21 protein-coding genes are annotated in these 18,424 nt (G+C 46.4%); 3 read left to right on the top strand and 18 right to left on the bottom strand.

The genetic code is table 11. The features are described from left to right. Positions 1-121: 121 nt before the first annotated feature. From L1F29_RS17570 to L1F29_RS17540, 7 genes are all read right to left on the bottom strand, one after another. Positions 122-1,057: an AAA family ATPase gene (locus L1F29_RS17570; RefSeq protein ID WP_258383364.1), complete on the bottom strand. Its 936-nt coding sequence runs from the start codon at positions 1,055-1,057 to the stop codon at positions 122-124. Positions 1,058-1,075: 18 nt separating this feature from the next. Continuing rightward, positions 1,076-1,615, bottom strand: coding sequence for a GNAT family N-acetyltransferase (locus tag L1F29_RS17565; RefSeq protein WP_258383363.1), 540 nt, complete (start codon positions 1,613-1,615; stop codon positions 1,076-1,078). Between the two features lie 286 nt (positions 1,616-1,901). Then, entirely contained in the window at positions 1,902-2,435 is a 534-nt protein-coding gene (locus L1F29_RS17560; protein WP_258383362.1) for a P-loop nucleotide/nucleoside kinase family protein, read from the bottom strand. A 394-nt stretch (positions 2,436-2,829) separates the two neighbouring features. Continuing rightward, positions 2,830-3,384, bottom strand: a complete 555-nt coding sequence (locus tag L1F29_RS17555) for a VOC family protein (protein ID WP_258389721.1) — start codon at positions 3,382-3,384, stop codon at positions 2,830-2,832. Further along, entirely contained in the window at positions 3,377-3,799 is a 423-nt protein-coding gene (locus L1F29_RS17550) for a VOC family protein (protein WP_258383361.1), read from the bottom strand. Before L1F29_RS17550 ends, L1F29_RS17555 begins: the two co-directional genes overlap by 8 nt. Before the next feature lie 20 nt (positions 3,800-3,819). Then, on the bottom strand, positions 3,820-4,284 hold the full coding sequence (locus tag L1F29_RS17545; protein WP_373876547.1) for a VOC family protein: 465 nt from the start codon (positions 4,282-4,284) through the stop codon (positions 3,820-3,822). Positions 4,285-4,377: 93 nt separating this feature from the next. After that, complete coding sequence (locus L1F29_RS17540) at positions 4,378-4,857, bottom strand: VOC family protein (protein ID WP_258383359.1); 480 nt, start codon at positions 4,855-4,857, stop codon at positions 4,378-4,380. 630 nt (positions 4,858-5,487) lie between these two features. Between L1F29_RS17540 and L1F29_RS17535 the strand changes: the two genes are divergently transcribed. Next, positions 5,488-6,375 carry an alpha/beta fold hydrolase gene (locus L1F29_RS17535; RefSeq protein WP_258383358.1) on the top strand — a complete coding sequence of 296 codons (888 nt, stop codon included), beginning with the start codon at positions 5,488-5,490 and terminating at the stop codon, positions 6,373-6,375. 396 nt (positions 6,376-6,771) lie between these two features. After that, on the top strand, positions 6,772-6,930 hold the full coding sequence (locus L1F29_RS17530) for a hypothetical protein (protein WP_258383357.1): 159 nt from the start codon (positions 6,772-6,774) through the stop codon (positions 6,928-6,930). 139 nt (positions 6,931-7,069) lie between these two features. Here the strand turns inward: L1F29_RS17530 and L1F29_RS17525 are convergent, their stop codons facing one another. Both L1F29_RS17525 and L1F29_RS17520 read right to left on the bottom strand, forming a co-directional pair. Then, entirely contained in the window at positions 7,070-7,306 is a 237-nt protein-coding gene (locus L1F29_RS17525; RefSeq protein ID WP_258383356.1) for an FAD-dependent oxidoreductase, read from the bottom strand. Positions 7,307-7,318: 12 nt separating this feature from the next. Further along, entirely contained in the window at positions 7,319-7,927 is a 609-nt protein-coding gene (locus L1F29_RS17520) for a hypothetical protein (protein ID WP_258383355.1), read from the bottom strand. 490 nt (positions 7,928-8,417) lie between these two features. Here L1F29_RS17520 and L1F29_RS17515 point away from each other — a divergent pair, with 490 nt between their 5' ends. Beyond that, on the top strand, positions 8,418-8,822 hold the full coding sequence (locus L1F29_RS17515; RefSeq protein WP_258383354.1) for a CBS domain-containing protein: 405 nt from the start codon (positions 8,418-8,420) through the stop codon (positions 8,820-8,822). Between the two features lie 139 nt (positions 8,823-8,961). Here L1F29_RS17515 and L1F29_RS17510 read toward each other — a convergent pair whose 3' ends face one another. From L1F29_RS17510 to L1F29_RS17470, 9 genes are all read right to left on the bottom strand, one after another. Then, the gene (locus L1F29_RS17510) at positions 8,962-9,417 is read right to left on the bottom strand and encodes a DinB family protein (protein WP_258383353.1); all 456 of its coding nucleotides are present in this window, start codon (positions 9,415-9,417) and stop codon (positions 8,962-8,964) included. Positions 9,418-9,982: 565 nt separating this feature from the next. Next, positions 9,983-11,014, bottom strand: coding sequence for a LacI family DNA-binding transcriptional regulator (locus L1F29_RS17505; RefSeq protein ID WP_258383352.1), 1,032 nt, complete (start codon positions 11,012-11,014; stop codon positions 9,983-9,985). Positions 11,015-11,107: 93 nt separating this feature from the next. After that, on the bottom strand, positions 11,108-12,724 hold the full coding sequence (locus tag L1F29_RS17500; protein WP_258383351.1) for a DUF4127 family protein: 1,617 nt from the start codon (positions 12,722-12,724) through the stop codon (positions 11,108-11,110). Positions 12,725-12,730: 6 nt separating this feature from the next. After that, a complete protein-coding gene (locus L1F29_RS17495) occupies positions 12,731-14,122 on the bottom strand; it encodes an FAD-dependent oxidoreductase (protein ID WP_258383350.1) in 1,392 nt (463 codons plus the stop codon). Between the two features lie 133 nt (positions 14,123-14,255). Then, positions 14,256-14,948, bottom strand: a complete 693-nt coding sequence (locus L1F29_RS17490; RefSeq protein WP_258383349.1) for a hypothetical protein — start codon at positions 14,946-14,948, stop codon at positions 14,256-14,258. Between the two features lie 109 nt (positions 14,949-15,057). Then, positions 15,058-15,840, bottom strand: a complete 783-nt coding sequence (locus L1F29_RS17485) for an aminoglycoside phosphotransferase family protein (protein ID WP_258383348.1) — start codon at positions 15,838-15,840, stop codon at positions 15,058-15,060. Between the two features lie 275 nt (positions 15,841-16,115). Further along, positions 16,116-16,541 (bottom strand): isochorismatase family protein, encoded by a 426-nt coding sequence (locus L1F29_RS17480; RefSeq protein ID WP_258383347.1) that lies wholly within the window; start codon positions 16,539-16,541, stop codon positions 16,116-16,118. After that, positions 16,483-17,025: an isochorismatase family protein gene (locus L1F29_RS17475; protein WP_258383346.1), complete on the bottom strand. Its 543-nt coding sequence runs from the start codon at positions 17,023-17,025 to the stop codon at positions 16,483-16,485. Before L1F29_RS17475 ends, L1F29_RS17480 begins: the two co-directional genes overlap by 59 nt. A gap of 346 nt (positions 17,026-17,371) precedes the next feature. After that, on the bottom strand, positions 17,372-18,358 hold the full coding sequence (locus tag L1F29_RS17470; protein ID WP_258383345.1) for a helveticin J family class III bacteriocin: 987 nt from the start codon (positions 18,356-18,358) through the stop codon (positions 17,372-17,374). Positions 18,359-18,424: the final 66 nt, after the last annotated feature.

Below are 18,424 nucleotides of genomic sequence, written 5' to 3'. Positions count from 1 at the left end.
TTTTGACAAGACCTTGTTTCCTTAAAATAAAAAAAGTCGCAACTACACAACTCGTCGACCGATGGCATCCTGTGTTGAAAGCCGATAAAAAAACCGCGATATTCGCGGCGTATATTTTTATTCAAATCTTGTTTCCATACTTATCTTCGAGAAACAGCCCTTTATGCTTATTGAAAAAATCAAAATACACTTTTGTGTTTTCTAATTCCCACCATTGCTTTATGTCGACTGGATTAGCTTCTAAATCATATATTTTTGTAAACTCCATCGCCAGTAAAAACGGTGAGTGAGTTGCAATGATAAATTGACATCCGCAATAGTGAGCCATTTGCTCTAACATTTTGACAAGTTCAAGCTGCTTTTTAGGAGATAGACTGTTCTCCGGTTCATCCAAACAATATAATGTGTCATTTTTAAATTTGGAATTAAAATAACTCAGGGCTGTCTCCCCATTGCTGTTCAGCTTAACATCGGTGCCGGCGACTCTGCGAATAAACTCCCTGCGTGAAATTGATTTTTTTCTTGAAAGCACCTGTAACCTCAGTGCTTCATAATCATCCATGCTGTTCATTTTCACCGTATTGCCGAATTTCAAACTTCCTTTCTTATCTCCCCATTCCGATCTTATATCTTCTGCGCTATCCGCGATTTCATCATTATTTGTGCGGACTGTAAGCATATAATCAAAAATATCATCACTTGTGATGATCCTGCTTCCATTTGGAATTCGATGTTTAAATCCCTCGTCGTCGAGTCCAAGTTCAAATTTACAATGTTCAACATATGAACTAAACAATTCACTTGAATTGAATGGTGCAATACGATTTAGTTCCAATTTATTCGCTATGAGATTTAGAAGTGTGCTTTTCCCCGAGCCGTTCCCTCCATATAAAATTGTAATTTTTGAAAAACTCAATTCGGAAAACCTATTTTTTGAGAAAATGCCACATGGGTAAGTTTCGTCGATATATCCAAACCTACCGCCATTGTATGCCATTCTTTGTTCTATCAATGAAGATTCTTCATCTATTGGCAATATGAATTTATCTAAATACATATTCATTCCTCCATTCTTTCACTGCCATTCATCTATAACAAGTCCATAAATTACTCTATCAAGAAACTGATTATGTAGCCGTTCGTAATTTCTAATAACCCCTTCTTGAGTAAATCCTAGACGTTCCGGTATTGCACGACTCTTGATGTTATTGGTTGCTACTCCGATCTCAATTTTTCGCAAATTTAAATCATTAAACGCATGATCAACGAAGGCTTTACATGCATTTGTCATTAGACCGATACCCTCAAATTTTGAACCTAACCAGTAACCTATTTCTGTACGCATGGCATCCCAGTCAATCCTTAAAAAACCTATGGATCCAGCGATTTGTCCCTTATACCATATCCCGGCCCAGTACCCGTTATTATTTGCAAACCTATTTAAAGAACGACTGATAAAGGCTCTCGTATCATCAACAGAGTTGGTTTTATCAGGAAATTCGAGCCATTTTCTTATGGAGTCACGGCTACTTATTATTAACTCAAATAATTCTTGAGAATGCCTCTCTTCAAAAATAGAAATGTATGTATCCTCATCAAGGATTGCCTTAAACAAATGGATAAACCTCCTTGTCATCAAACTACCAAATACTGGATGGTACTTATCATAACAAAACATTTTGATAATATCCATAATGAAGAGGAATGTATTTTCGGTTATGCTATCGTGCCCTCTAGCTTAGTGAAAAACAGGAGCAGCTGCCACAGTTAACTGCTCCTTGTTTCGTTGATCTAACGTTCTCCGTCCCTCGGAATGACTTCTCTTTTACTTATGTTACAGTTCAACGCGCTATAACGGCATGTTTTTTGGACAATCCCGTAAAGGGTGGCCCTTAGAGATGTTATTTATTAATATATAGCAAAACATCACCAAAATAATAATCTACGGGTTGTGAGGTGTCTACTTGCATACATTCCAAGTGTGATGGCTTTTGGGCTCGGTTGATTACCTCTTGCCATCTTTCTTCAGGTATATCGACTGGACCAATTTGGGTAATCATTCGCACACGATTTTTCAACCTATTGTTAAGTTCATGAATGTCGTTCAATACACATTCTACATACTTGTATTTCGCGCTATGTTTTTCAGCCAATGCAGTCCCTTTCTCTACCAATACTTCGTACAAGCAAGGACTATCTAGTATAACGCTATATCCTTGCGAGAGATGGAAATCGACTAATGACCATTCAATATGATAAGCAACCCCGCCAGCACGTTTGGGATCTACATCCAGTCCCTCTAATCCCAGTCCCTCTAATAATCCTGTTTTCACGATATCATGGTCTATAATAACTGCTTTAGTGAACTTCGCAATTTCCTTGGCAAGAGTTGATTTTCCCGACCCAGGAAATCCAGACATTTGTAAAAAGAACATTTCTACGCCTCCATCACAAAAATTCTACATTAAATTATTTGATTGCTTAACCGGTTCAAGCAAATTTTAGGACCTTTTTTTTGATTTTGTTCTAAATAAAAGACGAAGGGTAAAGGTAATAGGTTTCCACTTTATAACTGTACTACACGCTGGCTGTTCCACTAAACTGCCCGTTCGCTCAATAAAATGAGCAGGCTACCGCGGCGCCAGCTCATCGATATGTGCTATTTAAACTAACGTTCTCCGATAGTGAAAATTCCAGACACTTTAATGTAAATTCAATAGTAGCGGCCGGTCACGCCGGTCAAATGGCCAGAATTGTTGACGACGGAGCGAGGCTGCCGATTCATCTCCGCGGCAGCCTCGTTATCATGGATATTTAGCTTTTGTACCCTTAGCTGTCTCCCGATTGTGGAATTCCTGTAGCAAGCGCTTGTGCTACCCTATCTATTTCTTTTTCTTCTACTGCCCAAAACCGATTCCCATACGGATCGCAAAACATCATTATAGGTTCGCCCCCACCCCCGTCGGGAATAATTTCACCGACGGACACACCACTTTTCATTAAATCCGAACGTAATTCCTCGATATTTTCCGTAGAAAATTGAATGCTGTAATGCGGGTTCCGTTTAATATCGCCTGTGTACCAAAGACTGTTTTCATCGTCTTCTTCTCCAAAAAGTAAAATTTGCTGCCCGTTTTCCAGTTTAAGGCTTGCAATCCCCATTATCCAGTCAATTTTAAATCCGAGAACATTAGCATAAAATTGTATTGCTTTTTCGTATTCCTCGAAATTCCCCGATCCCGATTTACCAACCGGAATGCCAACCACAAGTTTCTTCACACCAATAGCCATTTGATTTCCTCCATAAAAATTAATCAAACCTACAATGACATTTAATTGAGGAGTAGCTGCCGCGGCATTCTCAAGTTTAAAGATATTAACCACCAAACCCAATTTTATATCCATCTAAATCTTGAATAATAAATTCTTTCCACCCTGAATCGGATACCTTTATTTCTGTGTGAATAATTGCTTTTTTTGCTTTAAACTCTTCTAAAAGTTCATCATGGGAATTTGTGTAAACCAGAATATCCCACGGCGGGCCACCAGGAATGCTGCTGATTGGCTTAACATCCGCAGCATTGTTTGCTTCGTACATTAGAAGGAATAACCCTTCACGTGAGGTATGACCACAGTCGTCATGCTCACATCCCAGTACTTCGTTATAATATCTTCTGGATTCGGTAAGATTGGATACAAGTAGAATAGTTGGCCCTGTAATGATCTTTCTCATTACTTCCTGCTTACCTGTGATGTTTTCCGCTTTTTCCTCTGACACGTTTTCTTTGTTACTTTTCATTTTCTCATTCCCTTGTTATTTCAAGTTAGTGCAACCTCCTGATAACCTTCTGGGACCTCCTCCCTTAATTTATTTGCATCAAGGAAATTGACTTTTTTTGATGAGCCGCGAGAATTTGTAGATACTTTCGACAAGAATGCACTTACACTTCCTTCAAAATAACAGTTGCCAAAGACAAGTTTATCCTGTTGTCTAGTAACCACGGTTTGCATTTCCCATGCAACATATTTGTTCCCTTCTGGATCATAGAAATAAAACTCCAGTCCGCAGCCACCGTTGTCTCGAATCTCTTCAACCTCGGCCCCACTCTGTTTCAAAGAGCTATACAATTTTTCTATGTCTTCAACCTGGAACATTAAAATGGGCATGTAAAAATTCGGATCGACGCCCACTTTGTATTTCATTCTGGTTTCATCTGTTGTTTCAATGAATATAAGATCTGTAGCTACAACTCCTTCGAATGTGTTTGTGTCGTACTGAAACATATTCACGAAACCAATATTCACCTGATTTGAACAGTGCTGCGGCAGATCCTTCTGCAGTTTTATTGAGCTATCGTTCTCCGTTAGCATAGAAACTCAAGGTTGCCATATTTCCAACAGATTTCCTTCTAGATCACTAAATCTGAAGTTGGGTCCACAAGGTCTGTTCTCCGGAATTTCAGTTACGATGTTCACTCCGTTCTCCTTGAACCGATTGTACATTTCCTGGATACGGGGAGTAATGAAACAAGCTACAGGTTGTCGATCACCACTGTCAAACGTAAAACCATAGCTTCCTGCTGCTCGCGTTGCCCCTCCTCCACCTCCCATAAGGAAAATAGCTGGTACTACTTGCCTGATTCCGGCTGCAGGTAACATTCCATTCTGGTCGGGAAATACCAAGATAGCTATTTCCATCCCAGGTTTAACTTGATTGTGATCTGTTGGTTGAAAGCCTAAATTTTTTTGATACCATTTGACAGACTCGTAAACGTCATTCACCGGAATGTATATACAAGTTATACCCGTAATATCTTCCAATCTTTCTTCTACTTTGGCTTCTTCATTTGTTTGCATTTCCAATCCTCCCTGATCTATGTATAAATTAAACACTGTCACTTTCTCCATGTAACCAGAATTTCCAGGAAGTATCATTATTGTCCGTTAATTTAGGAACTACTTTTTATGGCTGCCGTTTCTCACACTAATTACCATTAGGATCAGAGAACAGTAAATGATGTCTTGCAAATTTTCCTCTACTCCGATTTCTTCCGTCTCGTAATTGTTCAATAATATCCCCTCCCCTGAGATAAATAAGTGCTATATTGAATGTACCGTACATACGTTCCCTTGTAAACACTTACATGTATAAATTTAGACATTGGAATAAGATGTAGTCAGACCGTCAGAATTGGCGCGTAAGGCGTCTTCGATGTTCGGGGGAACCGTTGCAGGACATAGGGGTACGCTTCCATGCCCTTAGCCTTACATACGACAAAATGACGCCTGAAGGTGCCAGGAACCCGCGTCATTACTGGATTATTGGGTTCAAGAATCCTGTGCTTTAGCTTAATGAATTAACAATTGTCCTATGGCTAATTGCTTGTTCTTAAGAGGGAAGCATTTTTTGCCGGAGGAACGTGTGCAGGTACCTCTCAAACGCATTGGGCATAAGCTGGTTTATGTTATTTTGAGAGGATGTTTAACATGTTCCCTTATCGTCCGGAATTTCATCAATTCCCTTATTCCGATTACAGGTTTACTCCCCGCAGGTATTATTATTCCCCTTATACCGAAAGTGGATGGCTCTGGTGGCGTGGCGCCATTGAATCGGACGAAAGCTGTCGTCTGCCTGAGCAGCAGCGGCTTACATTTGTGCTTGTGCATGGCTCTTGGGCCGACGCTCATTTCTGGGACGGCGTAGGCGCGGTGCTGCGCAGTCAAGGGCATGCCGTCCATACGCCGGAGTACGCAGGTCACGGCACAGATCCGAACAAAAATGTCACGCATGCGATGATCACGAAGTCAATCGTCGACTATATAACGAGGCTGAACCTGCGCGACATCGTTCTCGTTGGGCACAGCTTCGGTGGATCAGTCATCCAGAAGGTCGCCGAACAGGTACCGGAGCGCATCAAGCGCCTCGTTTTCTGGGACGCGTTCGTACTGAAAGACGGCGAGTCGGTTGCCGACGAGTTACCGCCTCAAACGAGGCAAGGCTTTGAGCAGCTCCGTGCCGGATCGAAGGACGATACAATCATGCTTCCGTTTCCGCTGTTTCGGGATTTGTTCGTCAATACGGCAACCTTGGAGGAAGCCAAACGGTTTTATGCAAGTGTCAGTCCGGAGCCGGCGAAACCACTATTCGAAAAATTGGATCTTAAAGCGTTCTATACGCTGCCTACGCCCAAAAGCTATGTCTATTTCTACCAAGATAACGTGTTGCCACAAGGAGAGGGCTTCGGCTGGAATCCGCATATGTCCACACGGCTAGGCCTGTTCCGCCTGATCGTCGGTGACGGGGACCACTTTACGGATACGCGCACAAGGCCTGCCATGGTGGCGCAGAAGCTTTACGAGGCGGGCCGGGACTGATCGGGAGCCAACGATAACAATCCGAATTTAGGGAAAATATGGTATATTGTATAATGAAAAATAAACACTCAATATATCGTTGCGGAAAACACAACATTTTTATGTCCATTAATGGAAAACAGTACAACTTCTTGTCTTTTGGAAAGGACAAGAAGTAGTATCCATAAAAATAAAAAAACCGCACAAAATGCGGCTTGAACTATTGACCTAATCGTTCAAAATAATGGCCACTCTGCGGAAGAGTGGCCACTATAGCTTACTGTTTCTCTCCCACTACAAGACCGCTAAGGAATTCATCTGTTCAATGGCAGCCTGTTTCAGATGTACATTCCAATAAGCGGTTAAATTCCAAATTCTCAGGAGATGCTACTCCTAACAAGAAGGAGGTTGATCCTAATGCCAAATAATAAAGTTGATGTTGAAACCGATGGTGATCCGCAAACCATTTATGAAGATACCACTGCACATGAGCGAACCGGCTTTTTTCTTGAAGATACGGAACAGTTAGGTCGCAACGCCAGTAAGAAACAAGCTGATGGACGCAGCGACCGTTAATGATATCCTGCACACGCAAAGAGGGCTGCCCGCACGGCAGCCCTGTTGCTGTATTTCAACCGCTAGACCCGAGCATCCCCGGTGCAGTCAATGATCGATCAGCCCAGGAACGCTTTAAGCCCTTCCCGCGTATTGGCGATTACCCTTGTAACCGTATCCCCTTGCCTTGATGCGATTGCGGCAAATAGTACGGCATGACCTCGGACACGAGCTCGCGATAGATCCGGGTAACAATGCCTACCCCAAAGAAAATAATGACATTACCGAGCGTCCCCTTACCGCCCAATTGACCCGAATGTTCCAGAAGCACGACTTTTTTGCCGCATCTTGCCCCGCTGAACGCGACCAGGCAGAGCGTGGATAGCGGAACTCGCATCTTATCCCGAGGCTATGATCGGCATCGCCTTCTTATGAACAGGACCAGCAGGATTATCAAGGATAGTGAAATTGCAGGAACAACAACCTGGATGCCCTCTCGGCGATCTGGTTCTGTATCCATTGTTGATAATTTTAACGGAACCTCTTGAGGAATCATGATCTTAGCGGCGAGCTTAGCAGGTTCATATCCTGTTCCTAATGCTTCAAGGTCATCCTGTGCGGATGTTAGAGTCTTCGTCCCTTCACAGAGTCCGGTTTCGAGCCGATCGGGATCACCGTGGGCATAAACAATGTATTCCTTATTCACTTCGAAGCCCTCATATCCACAACTAACCGAACTCAATGCGGTGTACACCGCTGTCTGAGAACCCACTTCACCTTTCCATACCGTTTTCACTTCGAATTGAGCTTCTACGGGATCTGCGGAAGACTGAATCTCCCTTTGAGCAGGTTTAGTCAAGCTCAATACTTTGCCTGTAAAGATGGCCGTTTTTCGATTCAGCTGGTCTTCTATGCTTGGGGGTTGTGCGCAAGAGCATGCATGGACCATTACAGGCACGACCGCAACCCACATACCGAACACGAGCAGAAAACTAAGTAATATTTTTGTTGTTCTCATCCACATTATCATCACCTCATCCGTATGGCGGAAATTCCTACATCTACCTAGACGAATATTTTCCAGTATAGTTGCAGAGCCGTGCCCCGTATACGCCGCATTTCTTATGATCGCCCTCAAGCGTAAACCTCTCCTCGCATCCCAGTGCGGGCCGTGCGGCTCGATGAAACAATCGTAGCGGTTGTTGGCTTAATAAAAACAAGGAGCAGCTGCCGCGCGGCAAACTGCTCCTTGATTAATTCCACTATCGTGTCCCTTTAGCTTAATGCTATCGGTAACCAAAATCTATTTATCTAGTCTACAATTATAACCATAATCAGACATTGTTTAGCTTACTCTGATAATTATTAAAAGCTCGCAATTTGCATGGACTTAATTCGGACTATGTTCTCGTCTTTCGACTTAACTTTTAGGATTAGACAAGTTCCAGTCACTTCCGCATGCACCCCGCGACGAAATATGATTTAATATACCAAAGGAGCGTGATTCAATGGACATCAAGTCGTTTTTATATCCCAAGAACGAGGTCTCTTACCTCATGACATCCTCTAATATGAAAGAAGCCATGGATAAATTGGAGGCGAGCCACTATACAGCCATTCCGATCTTGGACGACAATGGCTTATATTTCGGAACGTTATCCGAGGGAGATTTGTTATGGAAGCTGAAAGCCACACCTGGTCTCGGCTTCGATACGATGCACGAAATTCCTGTCATCTCCATCAAAAAACGGATGAAAGTCGAATGCGTTGCGATCAGCGCCGATTTGGACGATATGCTGACGCTGGCGGCCGATCAGAACTTCGTTCCGGTCGTAGACGCCGATCGCGTCTTCCTCGGTATTATTCGTCGCAAAGATATAATCGCATACTATACCAGGAATATTGTAGATTAGTCGGAAAGACCTGATCTTGCGGATCATGAAGGCTGCCGTTCGACCGGCAGCCTTATTATCGTTCTTAATGATTATTGAGCTATCGTTCCCGTTAGCTCAATGCAAATCCCATTCCGAGTATGGTGATTGTTAGGCTCCGTTAGAGCCTCGCGAACGTGATGTAATCGACTTGAACGGGCTCTGCCGATTCGATCCGAAGTGCCCGGTTGATCTGTCCTCGGTGATATTGCCCATGTAAGAGAACCTGCGAAAGGATGTCCCGGGCGGACGTTCGGAACGGAACCCCGCTCTGATTCGCATAGTCGACCATCTCGTCCAACTCGGATTCTTCGAGCCCTTCGATATAGACGCGATATTGCTCGGCGTTCTCTTCGAACATCGTCCTGATCGCTGTCAGGTCTTCCGCTTCCTCCCACAACGAATATTGCGTGCTGCCCTTACCCTGCAATCGGGACAGCCAGACTCGTTCCGCGACAGCGACGTGCCGAACCAGCTTCAGAAGGTCCTTGTTCTTCGTCTCACTCTCCTCGAGCGCGTCCAAGATGCGTCCGTCCGCCCAATACAGGTGGTCCATCATGCGCTTGATCGTCTTCATTTCGGTTTCCCCCTCTTCGTCTCATCGAATACTTGAACCTACTCTCCTCTATTATAGAAGCCGATTCTGCGTTCATAAAGATGGAGCGCATTAGAAACCCTTAGAACGGTGATAACGTCTATTTCAAACAATTTTCCGCCTCTAACGGAAGCCATAACTCCTGTTTGTCAACAAATATTTAGCTATCCGATTACATTAGCTATTCGAGATATAAATCTAAGTTCCTTTTTCAACTATACTGCCCGTAAGGCTAGAGTCGGCCGCGGCTAACCCTATATGTTCTTGTCCTCTAACAGCAGTAAACTGCTAATGACTGCCAACCAGCTGCACCGTAGTTGATCGCCGCTTTCGGGAATTGACTGGTCTAGAAGTATTGCTGCCACTTGAACATGATCTCCCTGCATTGTTTGGATGCCGGCGTCAAGGCGTTGTAAATCATGAACGCTGTTCGAGCAGCTTCCGCCGGGGGGCCGCTGCCGCCGTTCCATCCGTTCGGTGCTATTGCCGAAAAAAGAAAAACGCCGGCAGCACGGGGCTGCGGCAATTTAGGTCGATATCATGGTGCTTATAAAAGGCCCGTCTTCAACGAGCTTTGCCGGATGATCAGCGTGCTGTCAATCATCACATCGACCGGGACGCTCTTGTCCAGCTCATTGTTCAACAGCTTCATCAGCAACTGCGCAGCTTCCTGCCCCAACCGCAGCTTATCTTGACGGACTGACGTAAGCGGTGGGGTGAAATATGGGGCAGCCTGAATGTCGTCATAACCAACGACAGCGACATTGTCCGGCACGCGCAGGCCGAAGTCCCGTAAAGCCTCGATGACGCCGAACGCCATCAAATCGTTTCCGGCAAAAACGCCGTCGAACGTTTCTCCGGAATGGAGCAACCGACTCGTCTCTCCATATGCGGTTTGCTTGTCCGCCTGCCCATTCAGCACGAGCGCATTATCCGGATCGAGCCCGGCTTCCTCAAGCGCCTGAGCAAATCCGGAAAACCGCTCATTCTCGTGGAACGTATTCAGCAAACCGCGAAGGATCACGATACGCTGCAATCCTTGATCGAGCATATGCTTCGTCCCCTCGTACGCTCCCATACGGTAATCCGACGTTACGCAATGCACGGGGAATTTCTCGATCAACCGTTTGCCCACGAGAACGAACGGAATGTCGCGGTCGTAATAATACTGCAAATATTCTTCGCGAATGTCCTCGCCCATTATGATCAAGCCGTCCACCTTACGTTTGTCGCCGATCCGCTTCCAGTATTCCTTGTCTCTTTCGCTGCGGTTCGAGAACAAAACAAGGTCGTACGCATTCAATGTAGAATGGCTTTGAATTCCTTGCAGCACTTCAAAGAAAAGATGATGAGACAAAAACAGCGGATTGTTGCCGAATACGACAACGCCGATATTCTCGGTTTTTCCGCCGGCCAAGCTTCTCGCTTGCGGATTCGGTACGTACCCTGCCTCCGCAATGACAGCCATCACTTTCTCCCGGACCGACTGCTTCACCCCGGGTTGACGATTGATGACGCGTGACACCGTACCTCGGGACACGCCGGCCAGCTTCGCTATGGATTCCAATGTATTCGACATCCCCATCACCGCATCCCGTTTAATTTACTTTTTATTATTGTAGGTTTCCATGTCGATGTCAAACGGCTTGGAACAAGGAAGCTGCCCTCTTCACTAGCCCAGCGTTACGTCTAGTTTCACATCAACTTCGAATGTGCGGTTCCAGGGAAGGCGTACGGACGTCAACTGTACATCACGGACCGACAATGCGGCCGTGTCCGTTAACGAATCGACGAGCATCGGGCGCGTTGCTGTGAACAGCTCCTTCATTCGCTCCACGACGAACTCATTTACTTGGTCATAATACGACTCCAAGTCCCATGGACTGACAGGCAGATTTGACGCAATCCAGTTGTTAGCCTTTCCACGAACTTGAGCCTGATACCCCCATTCGTCCATTAATCGCGACAACAAAAATGAAGTATGAGCCGCTTCCGCTTTCATTGCCGTTGCTTTCGCCGGAATTCCGTCTATATCCTCCATGCTTTCTCCCGACCCGGCTCTTCTCAGCTCAGTAAGCGTACGGGCAACCGCCTGAGAAATACAGGTGCCTAGCGAATTGCCGGCCGTGTTCCAACCGGCATACCCGGTCAGACGGGTGAAGAGCCGCTCGTCGAGCAAATAGCGGACAAGCTCCATGTCGGACGCATTCGGTAGCGCGACATCCGCGATCGCCACCCTGCGGCCTTGTTCGATGTAATATTTGGCGTTCTCCACCAAATCGCTCAGCATATGCCTGGAATCAAAGAAAGCTTTTACATCTTCCGTATGATTCCCGTCATTCGTCAAGTCCGCCAACGGCGGATTCACGGCCAAGATCAGATCCGCTTCTGAGGGTGAATCGACGATTACAGAACCGGCAGCCCATAGATGGGCTTTTACCGTCTCCTCGATCGGACGGTCTTCATACTGCGGTATGGCAAGCTTGCCGGACTCCGACGTGAAGCGGGGGAACACTTTGACTTTGCGCATTCCGAGCGTTTGCAGCATGCGGGCGAGCAGCGTCTGGGCTGCTTCATCAGCGCCCGGATACAGTATCGTTTTTGACTGAGCATGACGCTCATATATTTGTTGCTGCAGCTTTCTTTGCTCCAAAATATGAAGCCCGACAGGGCTCGCATCCTCTTGCGTAATCGTCAAATAATCGATGATTCCCTCGGCCGCCCAATCGATCAGCTGCTGATGGATAACCATATTGCGCTCCCGCGCCCGCAGGAAGTCGTCCAAAATAGCTGCCGGAATTTGCGCCTTCACCTGCTCCAGCTCTGCATCAACCCCGGTTTCGTTCAACCGATGGCGCCGGTCGAACAGCTCCGAATAGTGCTGCACTAGCTCCTTATAATGCACATATTCGGCATTCCGGCCGGTGATCGATATTCGCATTAATGTACTGGAAACGAACAGCGGCTTTTCCGGATCATTCTCCTTGATCGTCCGCAGTGCTTCCAGCGTCCCAAGAGCTTGTTCCAATGTCCGCTCATTCGTACGCGAGCCGATCAACCCTCCGAACGCGAGCTGATCCGCAGCCACGACCATACCGTCTGCCTCGCCGGCGGCGCTCACAAGCCAGTCGCGAATGCTTTCGCAGCTGCCTGTCTTCATAAACTTTCCGAGCAACTCAAACGGAGGCACGATTAAGCGCGACCCTGCGATCTCGGAGATTTTTTGGGGAAACCATTGGCAGCACGGACGGCTATCCAATGGGAGCAGTGCGATTTGATGCAGCTTCATACCTTCTCACTCCTCTATCCGAGTTTCATGACCAATCCCCAAGTTCCCACCCTGCTGGGCGATGAGCCGTTGTATACAGCGTACATCCACATCCCCGGGTGCGGCACCGGATGTTGCGGCCAGGGCCGCCGCTGCGCCGGCCGCATGGCCAATAGCCATCGCCGTAGGGGATACGCGAGCGGAGGCAATGGCCTCGTGTGTCGCGGATATGCATCGCCCCGCCACGAGTAAATTGTGAACGTGATCGTTCAGCAGGCACCGGTAAGGAATGTCATAAGCAGACCCCCGATTTAACTCCGTAGCGTCCAGCTCGCCGCTGTCCGGCGAGTGAATATCGATCGGATAGGAACCGCGGGCGATTACGTCGTCGAACGTTCGCCCGGACAGCACATCGTCCGCCGTCAGCGTATACTTGCCTTGTATTCGCCTTGATTCGCGAACGCCGATTTGAGTGCCGCAATTGATCAAATACGCCGCCCCGAAGCCGGGAATGCGCCGGTTCAGAAAACGAACGACCTCCATGACCTGCTGCCTGCTTAAAATCTCGGCGGCCGACAAGGCCGCTCCGTCGGTCGCATCGTAGCGGATCACCCTCGTCATATTGACCGACACCTCGCCTTTGACGGGAAGCTCGAAAAATAGCACCCGGTCACGCTCCACACTCAGCTCGCCGGATAACCGCGCGCTTCGGACGAGTGAGAAAAATCCGGAAACGCCGACATGCGAGCAGCTTTCCCAGCCGTCGACAAGAACAAACTCATGCGGATGCGACTTCATGAACGCGCGGACTTCGGTCAGATCGACGCCGCCCATCCGAAACATCATCGTCATCGGCTGCGCCAGACCGTCCTTCTTCCTTCCCTTTTCGAACGGTACTCCGGCCAGCCACATGACGTCGCCGTCTCCCGTGCAATCGATATAGACGGACGCCTCTGCTTCGGAAGCTCCCGATTTATTGAACATTTCGAGCGATCGGATGCTGCCAGCGTCCATTCGGACTCCCGTTACGACCGTGTGAAGCTGCACATGCACGCTGCTCTCGATACACATTTCCTGCAGCACATATTTCAGCTTCTCCACATCGACCGGGGTAATCGAGGCGGCGAATCCGACCATATCCTTTACATGTCCCGGAGATCCGCCGACAGCAACGAGACGATCAATGACTTCCTGCGCGATTCCGGTTACAAGCTGCTCTTCCCGAGAATGAAAGCTTTGCATCGGGCCGACAAGCGCATTCGTGATCATGCCGCCAAGAAATCCGTAACGTTCGATCAAAAGTGTCTTCGCTCCGCTGCGGGACGAAGCGATCGCCGCCATCGTGCCGGACGGACCTCCGCCGGCGACGATGACATCGTACTGCTTTGGGGTCGTCTCGCTCTTTCTTTCTACAGTCATAGTCGTTAGCTCCTGCCTGAAGTCATTACTTTTTGCTTGCTTTATGTCAGTCGTTCACGCCTTTCTTCCTTTCATCTCCGCCGATAGACTGGATGAGGCTGACGTTCTCAACATCATTTCCCGTACTCATCCCTTAACGTCCAAGCTCGTCCAACCCGCGCCGAAACGTTCCTGTCGCTTCATAAATTGACTGAGCGTCGGTACCGGTCACCATTGCCCCGATCATAATGCCGCTCATGCCCGAAAGTCTCAGTGCTTCAAGCTCGTCTACCCTAATGCTTCGCTGGCTGGGCACGATAACGGGCTTGCCGGATTGCTCTGCAAGCCATCGGTATTGCAGTAAATCTTTGACGGACATCAGGCTGCCGTATTCGTGAGCCGGAACGATTGATGCCTCCAGCATTTCGATCGGCAATGAACGAAAGGCCGACACGGCGCCTGCCTCGTAATCACCGCTAACGGCAATCATCTTGCTGATCCTGTCGCAGTTAAGAAGCCAGCCCGGAGCATGATGTGCATACAAGGAAATAAAGTCCGCCCCTGCCTCTGTAAGACGATTCACTTCTTCCCGCGTTACGTTCTGGACGGAATCCCCGACTACAGCACCGATCGGTCCGGAGAAGGACCGGCACATATCGGACAGCAGCTCGCCATACTCCGCTATCGAACCGAAACGCGTACCACTCGCACGATGCTCAACGTTGAAATGAATTTTGATGGCGTCCGCACCGCCTTCGACGGCTGCACGAAATAGCTCCATCGAATTTCCAGGGAGACTGATGATTAGCGCCGGTTGCTGCTTAAGCAGCCGAACAAGCTTGCTCATAGTGACCTCCTTTAATGTTGGGAGCGCTCCCAAATTTGGCAAATACATAATATCAACTCCGTTCGCTACTGTCAATCTATCTATTCGTCCTGTTAGCGGAACGATGGCATCATGAGCAAGTTGCAATAAAATCTATATAAATTTGGCATTCATCGAAACACTGCAAGATGTCTTGCGGATCGTCGTTATTTTCATACATACAACAAAGAATTAGCACCAAATCGATGAATGCTCCAATTGCAATTATTCGAGGACTTTCGTTAAATGCATCACTGAACTTTTTAGTCATGGCTGCGAGAGAACGAGATTTTTCATTGTCTGGGACCTTCCATACCTGGTTAACGATGAATCGAGCGCTCTCCATACAAGGCGTACCAATGACACCTTTAGGATCAATCGCTTTCCAGTGACCTCTACTGTCTTGCAGTATGTTTTCATGGTGCAAATCACCGTGCAGCAACTTCGGAAATCTTCTCAGTACCTGTATTTCTTGAAAAAGCTTTTCAGCTATCTCCATAAAGTGAACCATTTTCTCGCTCACATTTCTTTTCCGGCGGACACGATTAAAATCATTCTGCAGCCATTGGTAGTATGTAGGAAACTCTAATGTCGTCCCTGGAAATACACTTAAGCGTAACATAAGGTTAGCTGCTATTGTAATTCGATCCTCTTCAGAAGAAATCGTTGTCAAATCATTTCCTTGCATAACACGTTCCAAAAGCAGTGCACCTAGAGACTCATCCGTATCGTAGCAACGGCAAATAGCAGGCTCGTTAAAACGAGACATAGCTTTGATCTCAGAGGTGATATCTATACCAATTTTTAATACAACATCACCAAAGAATCTGCTGGTTCCGAACAGCACGGCGTTGGAGAAATTATCTAGCAACACTAGGTCGCTAAGCTTCCACTTCTCGCCACATTTGCCGATAATGTCTGGTAGCGTACATCTTGGCTGCCAGCAGGTATAAAAATATCAATGATAAATGGGCAAGATTCCGACTTGAAAATGCCCTAAACCCATTTTACTATAATTGGAACAAACTGCCCAATAGCTTAACGAGGCTGCTCGCGGCAGCCTCGTGGTGTTTTATTGAGCTCTTGTACCCGATAGTTGAGACACATTGGTAAGCTAAATTTCAACTTTCAAACTGAATAAGGTTTTTATCAATGATTGGATTTCATTTTATCTATAGTCTCATTAGTAGACCATGAAGCACTAGCAATCATTCGGAAATTCGTTTTTGCGGCGATATCCCCATCCAAGTCTTTCATTTTTGCAGAAGCCGTGGCATCGTGAACCACTGCTACTTCAAATCCTTGTTCGATTAGTTCGCGCATATGAGATTCAACGCACAGGTTACCAGACATACCTGCAAGTATGACACGGGAAATTTTCTGTTTTCGCAGTTGCAAAACTAAGTCGTTAGCTTCGGGTCCGAAAATTTTGTGCGGACTGCAGATGACGGTTTGACCATCTTCAATATAGGGTTTATATTTATCCAGAAAGTCGGCGCCAGAACCTTTAAATCCTTCAAGCGATAATGGACTTTTTCTTTGATACATCTTGAGATCGTGCATCAAATGTTCCATGACTCCCCCAAACATCCATTTTTTTGTCGTAGGGATAATACCAATGAGGGGACACAAACACTTTAAACTTATTTACCTTTGCAGTTTTTAATAATAATTCAATGTTTTCAATCGTATGATTTTCAGCCACGCTGTCTTTAACTAAATTCCATGCTACACCATTCGGACTTAAAAAGTCATTTTGCGGATCTGTGATCACTAAAGCGGTATTGTTTTGATCCACCTTCATCCCCTGCGCTGAAACTGGTGCGATTTGTGCTGCTTCAACACTTTGATGAAAACCATTGTACAATTGAGTTGCCATTTGATTCTCAGGGTAGATGTGGTAAGACGCTCCTACATATGGTATGGATGATATTTGAGGGGGAAGCGGGTAATAGGTTAATGTTCTGCCTGAAAGGTGTTGATTTCCATACCCCCATAATTCAAAAGGAATTCCAAAACCTCGGTCCCAATAACCGCCGAAGCTACCGTGAAAGCACATTTGTATTATCCTCCATTTATGTTGATATAGACACTTACCATGTAGTGTATGGGCATCTGTCATAAACAGTTCGTAGATGATGTCAAAATTGGCGGGTTAGATTCATGCATGCTTGTCCTTCATGAGTATGGTGAGCGGGTCTAGGCCTCTACCATCTCAATCATGGTCATTGGGGAATGTGGGAGAACAGTTTTTACTACGGGGTCACTTCCCCCTAAAAGCCGCACGTACTCCCTGCTATCGCCATCATAGTACAGCCATAAAAATAGGCCAGCCAGTAATCTCTGGCTGACCTATTAATACGAAAAGCCGCCAACAAACGACGACTTCTTATACGTATAGTTATTTAAAATATAGTATCCGGCACATAGTAAATTTTCTGTGTGTTCTTCTTGTTCTTGGGATCCGTCACAATGGTAAAATAGACTTTCCCGTTCTTGGTCTGAACTCCCTCGATTTCATGCTTTCCCACATTCGTAATTTTCACCAGGCTCTTGTACGCGCCCGAGCTGGTCATCATGGCGATCTGAGGGGTTTGTCCTTCGGCGCCCCCTGAAGTGTAAATTTTAGTACTTCCTAGCATATCTGCACCCTGAAAAGATCCATTCGGTCTAATAATACGGCTGCCGGTTTGTGTGAAGCTCGCTACGCTCGCTTTTACCGCGGCGGCACTGTCCATTCGAACCTGCTTTTTGCTGTCCAAAAGCTTGTTCAAGGCCGCTGTGCTGTATATGGACCAAGTGACGGTCTTTTCCTTTGTCTGTACACGGAAAAACGTGTAATTGCTGTTACCGCCGCCGTCTACCCTATAGGTGGTGCCTAATCTTTTGCCAGTCTTATTAGCATAGTTCATATAGGTGAACCGATCTAGCTTCGTATAATCGACCTTTTGGCCGGCTTGATATTGAAGTCTTGCTACCTGGAGCGACCAGTATTGGTCAGTTGAAGGATCCGCTTTAGAACTGAAGTAGAAATAATTTTTTCCATTGTATGTGTACATATCAAGTGTTTGGCAATGGCCGGTATTGGTGACGGTCATTTGGTCTACGTACTTCGCGTCTTTCCCGCTTATGCGCAATCTGGAAAGATAGCATGTGCCCTTAGACCGCTGTGTAACATAGATATACTTGTCTGCGATATATGCTTTTTGTACGGCCACATTGTGCTTGAGCCCTTTTAGGTTATATGCTAGCTTTGCCGATGCGTTCACGGTTTTGCCAGGTGATGCTGCCGCCGCAGGCAGGACTGGCATGATGAATAAAAGAATGGCGAGAAATACAGATGTAAAAATCTTTAATTTCCTTTCGCTAAGAGCTAAACGCTCCTGAAACATTATAATACCTCCTTTGTACTACATTGACTCATCGGGATGATCTGAAGCGGGAAAATGGCTGATTAG

The organism is Paenibacillus spongiae (genome assembly GCF_024734895.1).
GTDB lineage: Bacteria > Bacillota > Bacilli > Paenibacillales > Paenibacillaceae > Paenibacillus_Z > Paenibacillus_Z spongiae.
This window is presented reverse-complemented; position numbering and strand designations above follow the sequence as displayed.

Excerpts from the sequence above, each read along its gene's own strand:
- L1F29_RS17570 (WP_258383364.1), bottom strand. The coding sequence starts at position 1,057 with ATGTATTTAGATAAATTCATATTGCCAATAGATGAAGAATCTTCATTG.
- L1F29_RS17560 (WP_258383362.1), bottom strand. The coding sequence starts at position 2,435 with ATGTTCTTTTTACAAATGTCTGGATTTCCTGGGTCGGGAAAATCAACT.
- L1F29_RS17550 (WP_258383361.1), bottom strand. The coding sequence starts at position 3,799 with ATGAAAAGTAACAAAGAAAACGTGTCAGAGGAAAAAGCGGAAAACATC.
- L1F29_RS17545 (WP_373876547.1), bottom strand. The coding sequence starts at position 4,284 with ATGTTTCAGTACGACACAAACACATTCGAAGGAGTTGTAGCTACAGAT.
- L1F29_RS17540 (WP_258383359.1), bottom strand. The coding sequence starts at position 4,857 with ATGCAAACAAATGAAGAAGCCAAAGTAGAAGAAAGATTGGAAGATATT.
- L1F29_RS17535 (WP_258383358.1), top strand. The coding sequence starts at position 5,488 with ATGTTCCCTTATCGTCCGGAATTTCATCAATTCCCTTATTCCGATTAC.
- L1F29_RS17530 (WP_258383357.1), top strand. The coding sequence starts at position 6,772 with ATGCCAAATAATAAAGTTGATGTTGAAACCGATGGTGATCCGCAAACC.
- L1F29_RS17525 (WP_258383356.1), bottom strand. The coding sequence starts at position 7,306 with ATGCGAGTTCCGCTATCCACGCTCTGCCTGGTCGCGTTCAGCGGGGCA.
- L1F29_RS17520 (WP_258383355.1), bottom strand. The coding sequence starts at position 7,927 with ATGAGAACAACAAAAATATTACTTAGTTTTCTGCTCGTGTTCGGTATG.
- L1F29_RS17515 (WP_258383354.1), top strand. The coding sequence starts at position 8,418 with ATGGACATCAAGTCGTTTTTATATCCCAAGAACGAGGTCTCTTACCTC.
- L1F29_RS17510 (WP_258383353.1), bottom strand. The coding sequence starts at position 9,417 with ATGAAGACGATCAAGCGCATGATGGACCACCTGTATTGGGCGGACGGA.
- L1F29_RS17505 (WP_258383352.1), bottom strand. The coding sequence starts at position 11,014 with ATGTCGAATACATTGGAATCCATAGCGAAGCTGGCCGGCGTGTCCCGA.
- L1F29_RS17500 (WP_258383351.1), bottom strand. The coding sequence starts at position 12,724 with ATGAAGCTGCATCAAATCGCACTGCTCCCATTGGATAGCCGTCCGTGC.
- L1F29_RS17495 (WP_258383350.1), bottom strand. The coding sequence starts at position 14,122 with ATGACTGTAGAAAGAAAGAGCGAGACGACCCCAAAGCAGTACGATGTC.
- L1F29_RS17490 (WP_258383349.1), bottom strand. The coding sequence starts at position 14,948 with ATGAGCAAGCTTGTTCGGCTGCTTAAGCAGCAACCGGCGCTAATCATC.
- L1F29_RS17480 (WP_258383347.1), bottom strand. The coding sequence starts at position 16,541 with ATGGAACATTTGATGCACGATCTCAAGATGTATCAAAGAAAAAGTCCA.
- L1F29_RS17475 (WP_258383346.1), bottom strand. The coding sequence starts at position 17,025 with ATGTGCTTTCACGGTAGCTTCGGCGGTTATTGGGACCGAGGTTTTGGA.
- L1F29_RS17470 (WP_258383345.1), bottom strand. The coding sequence starts at position 18,358 with ATGTTTCAGGAGCGTTTAGCTCTTAGCGAAAGGAAATTAAAGATTTTT.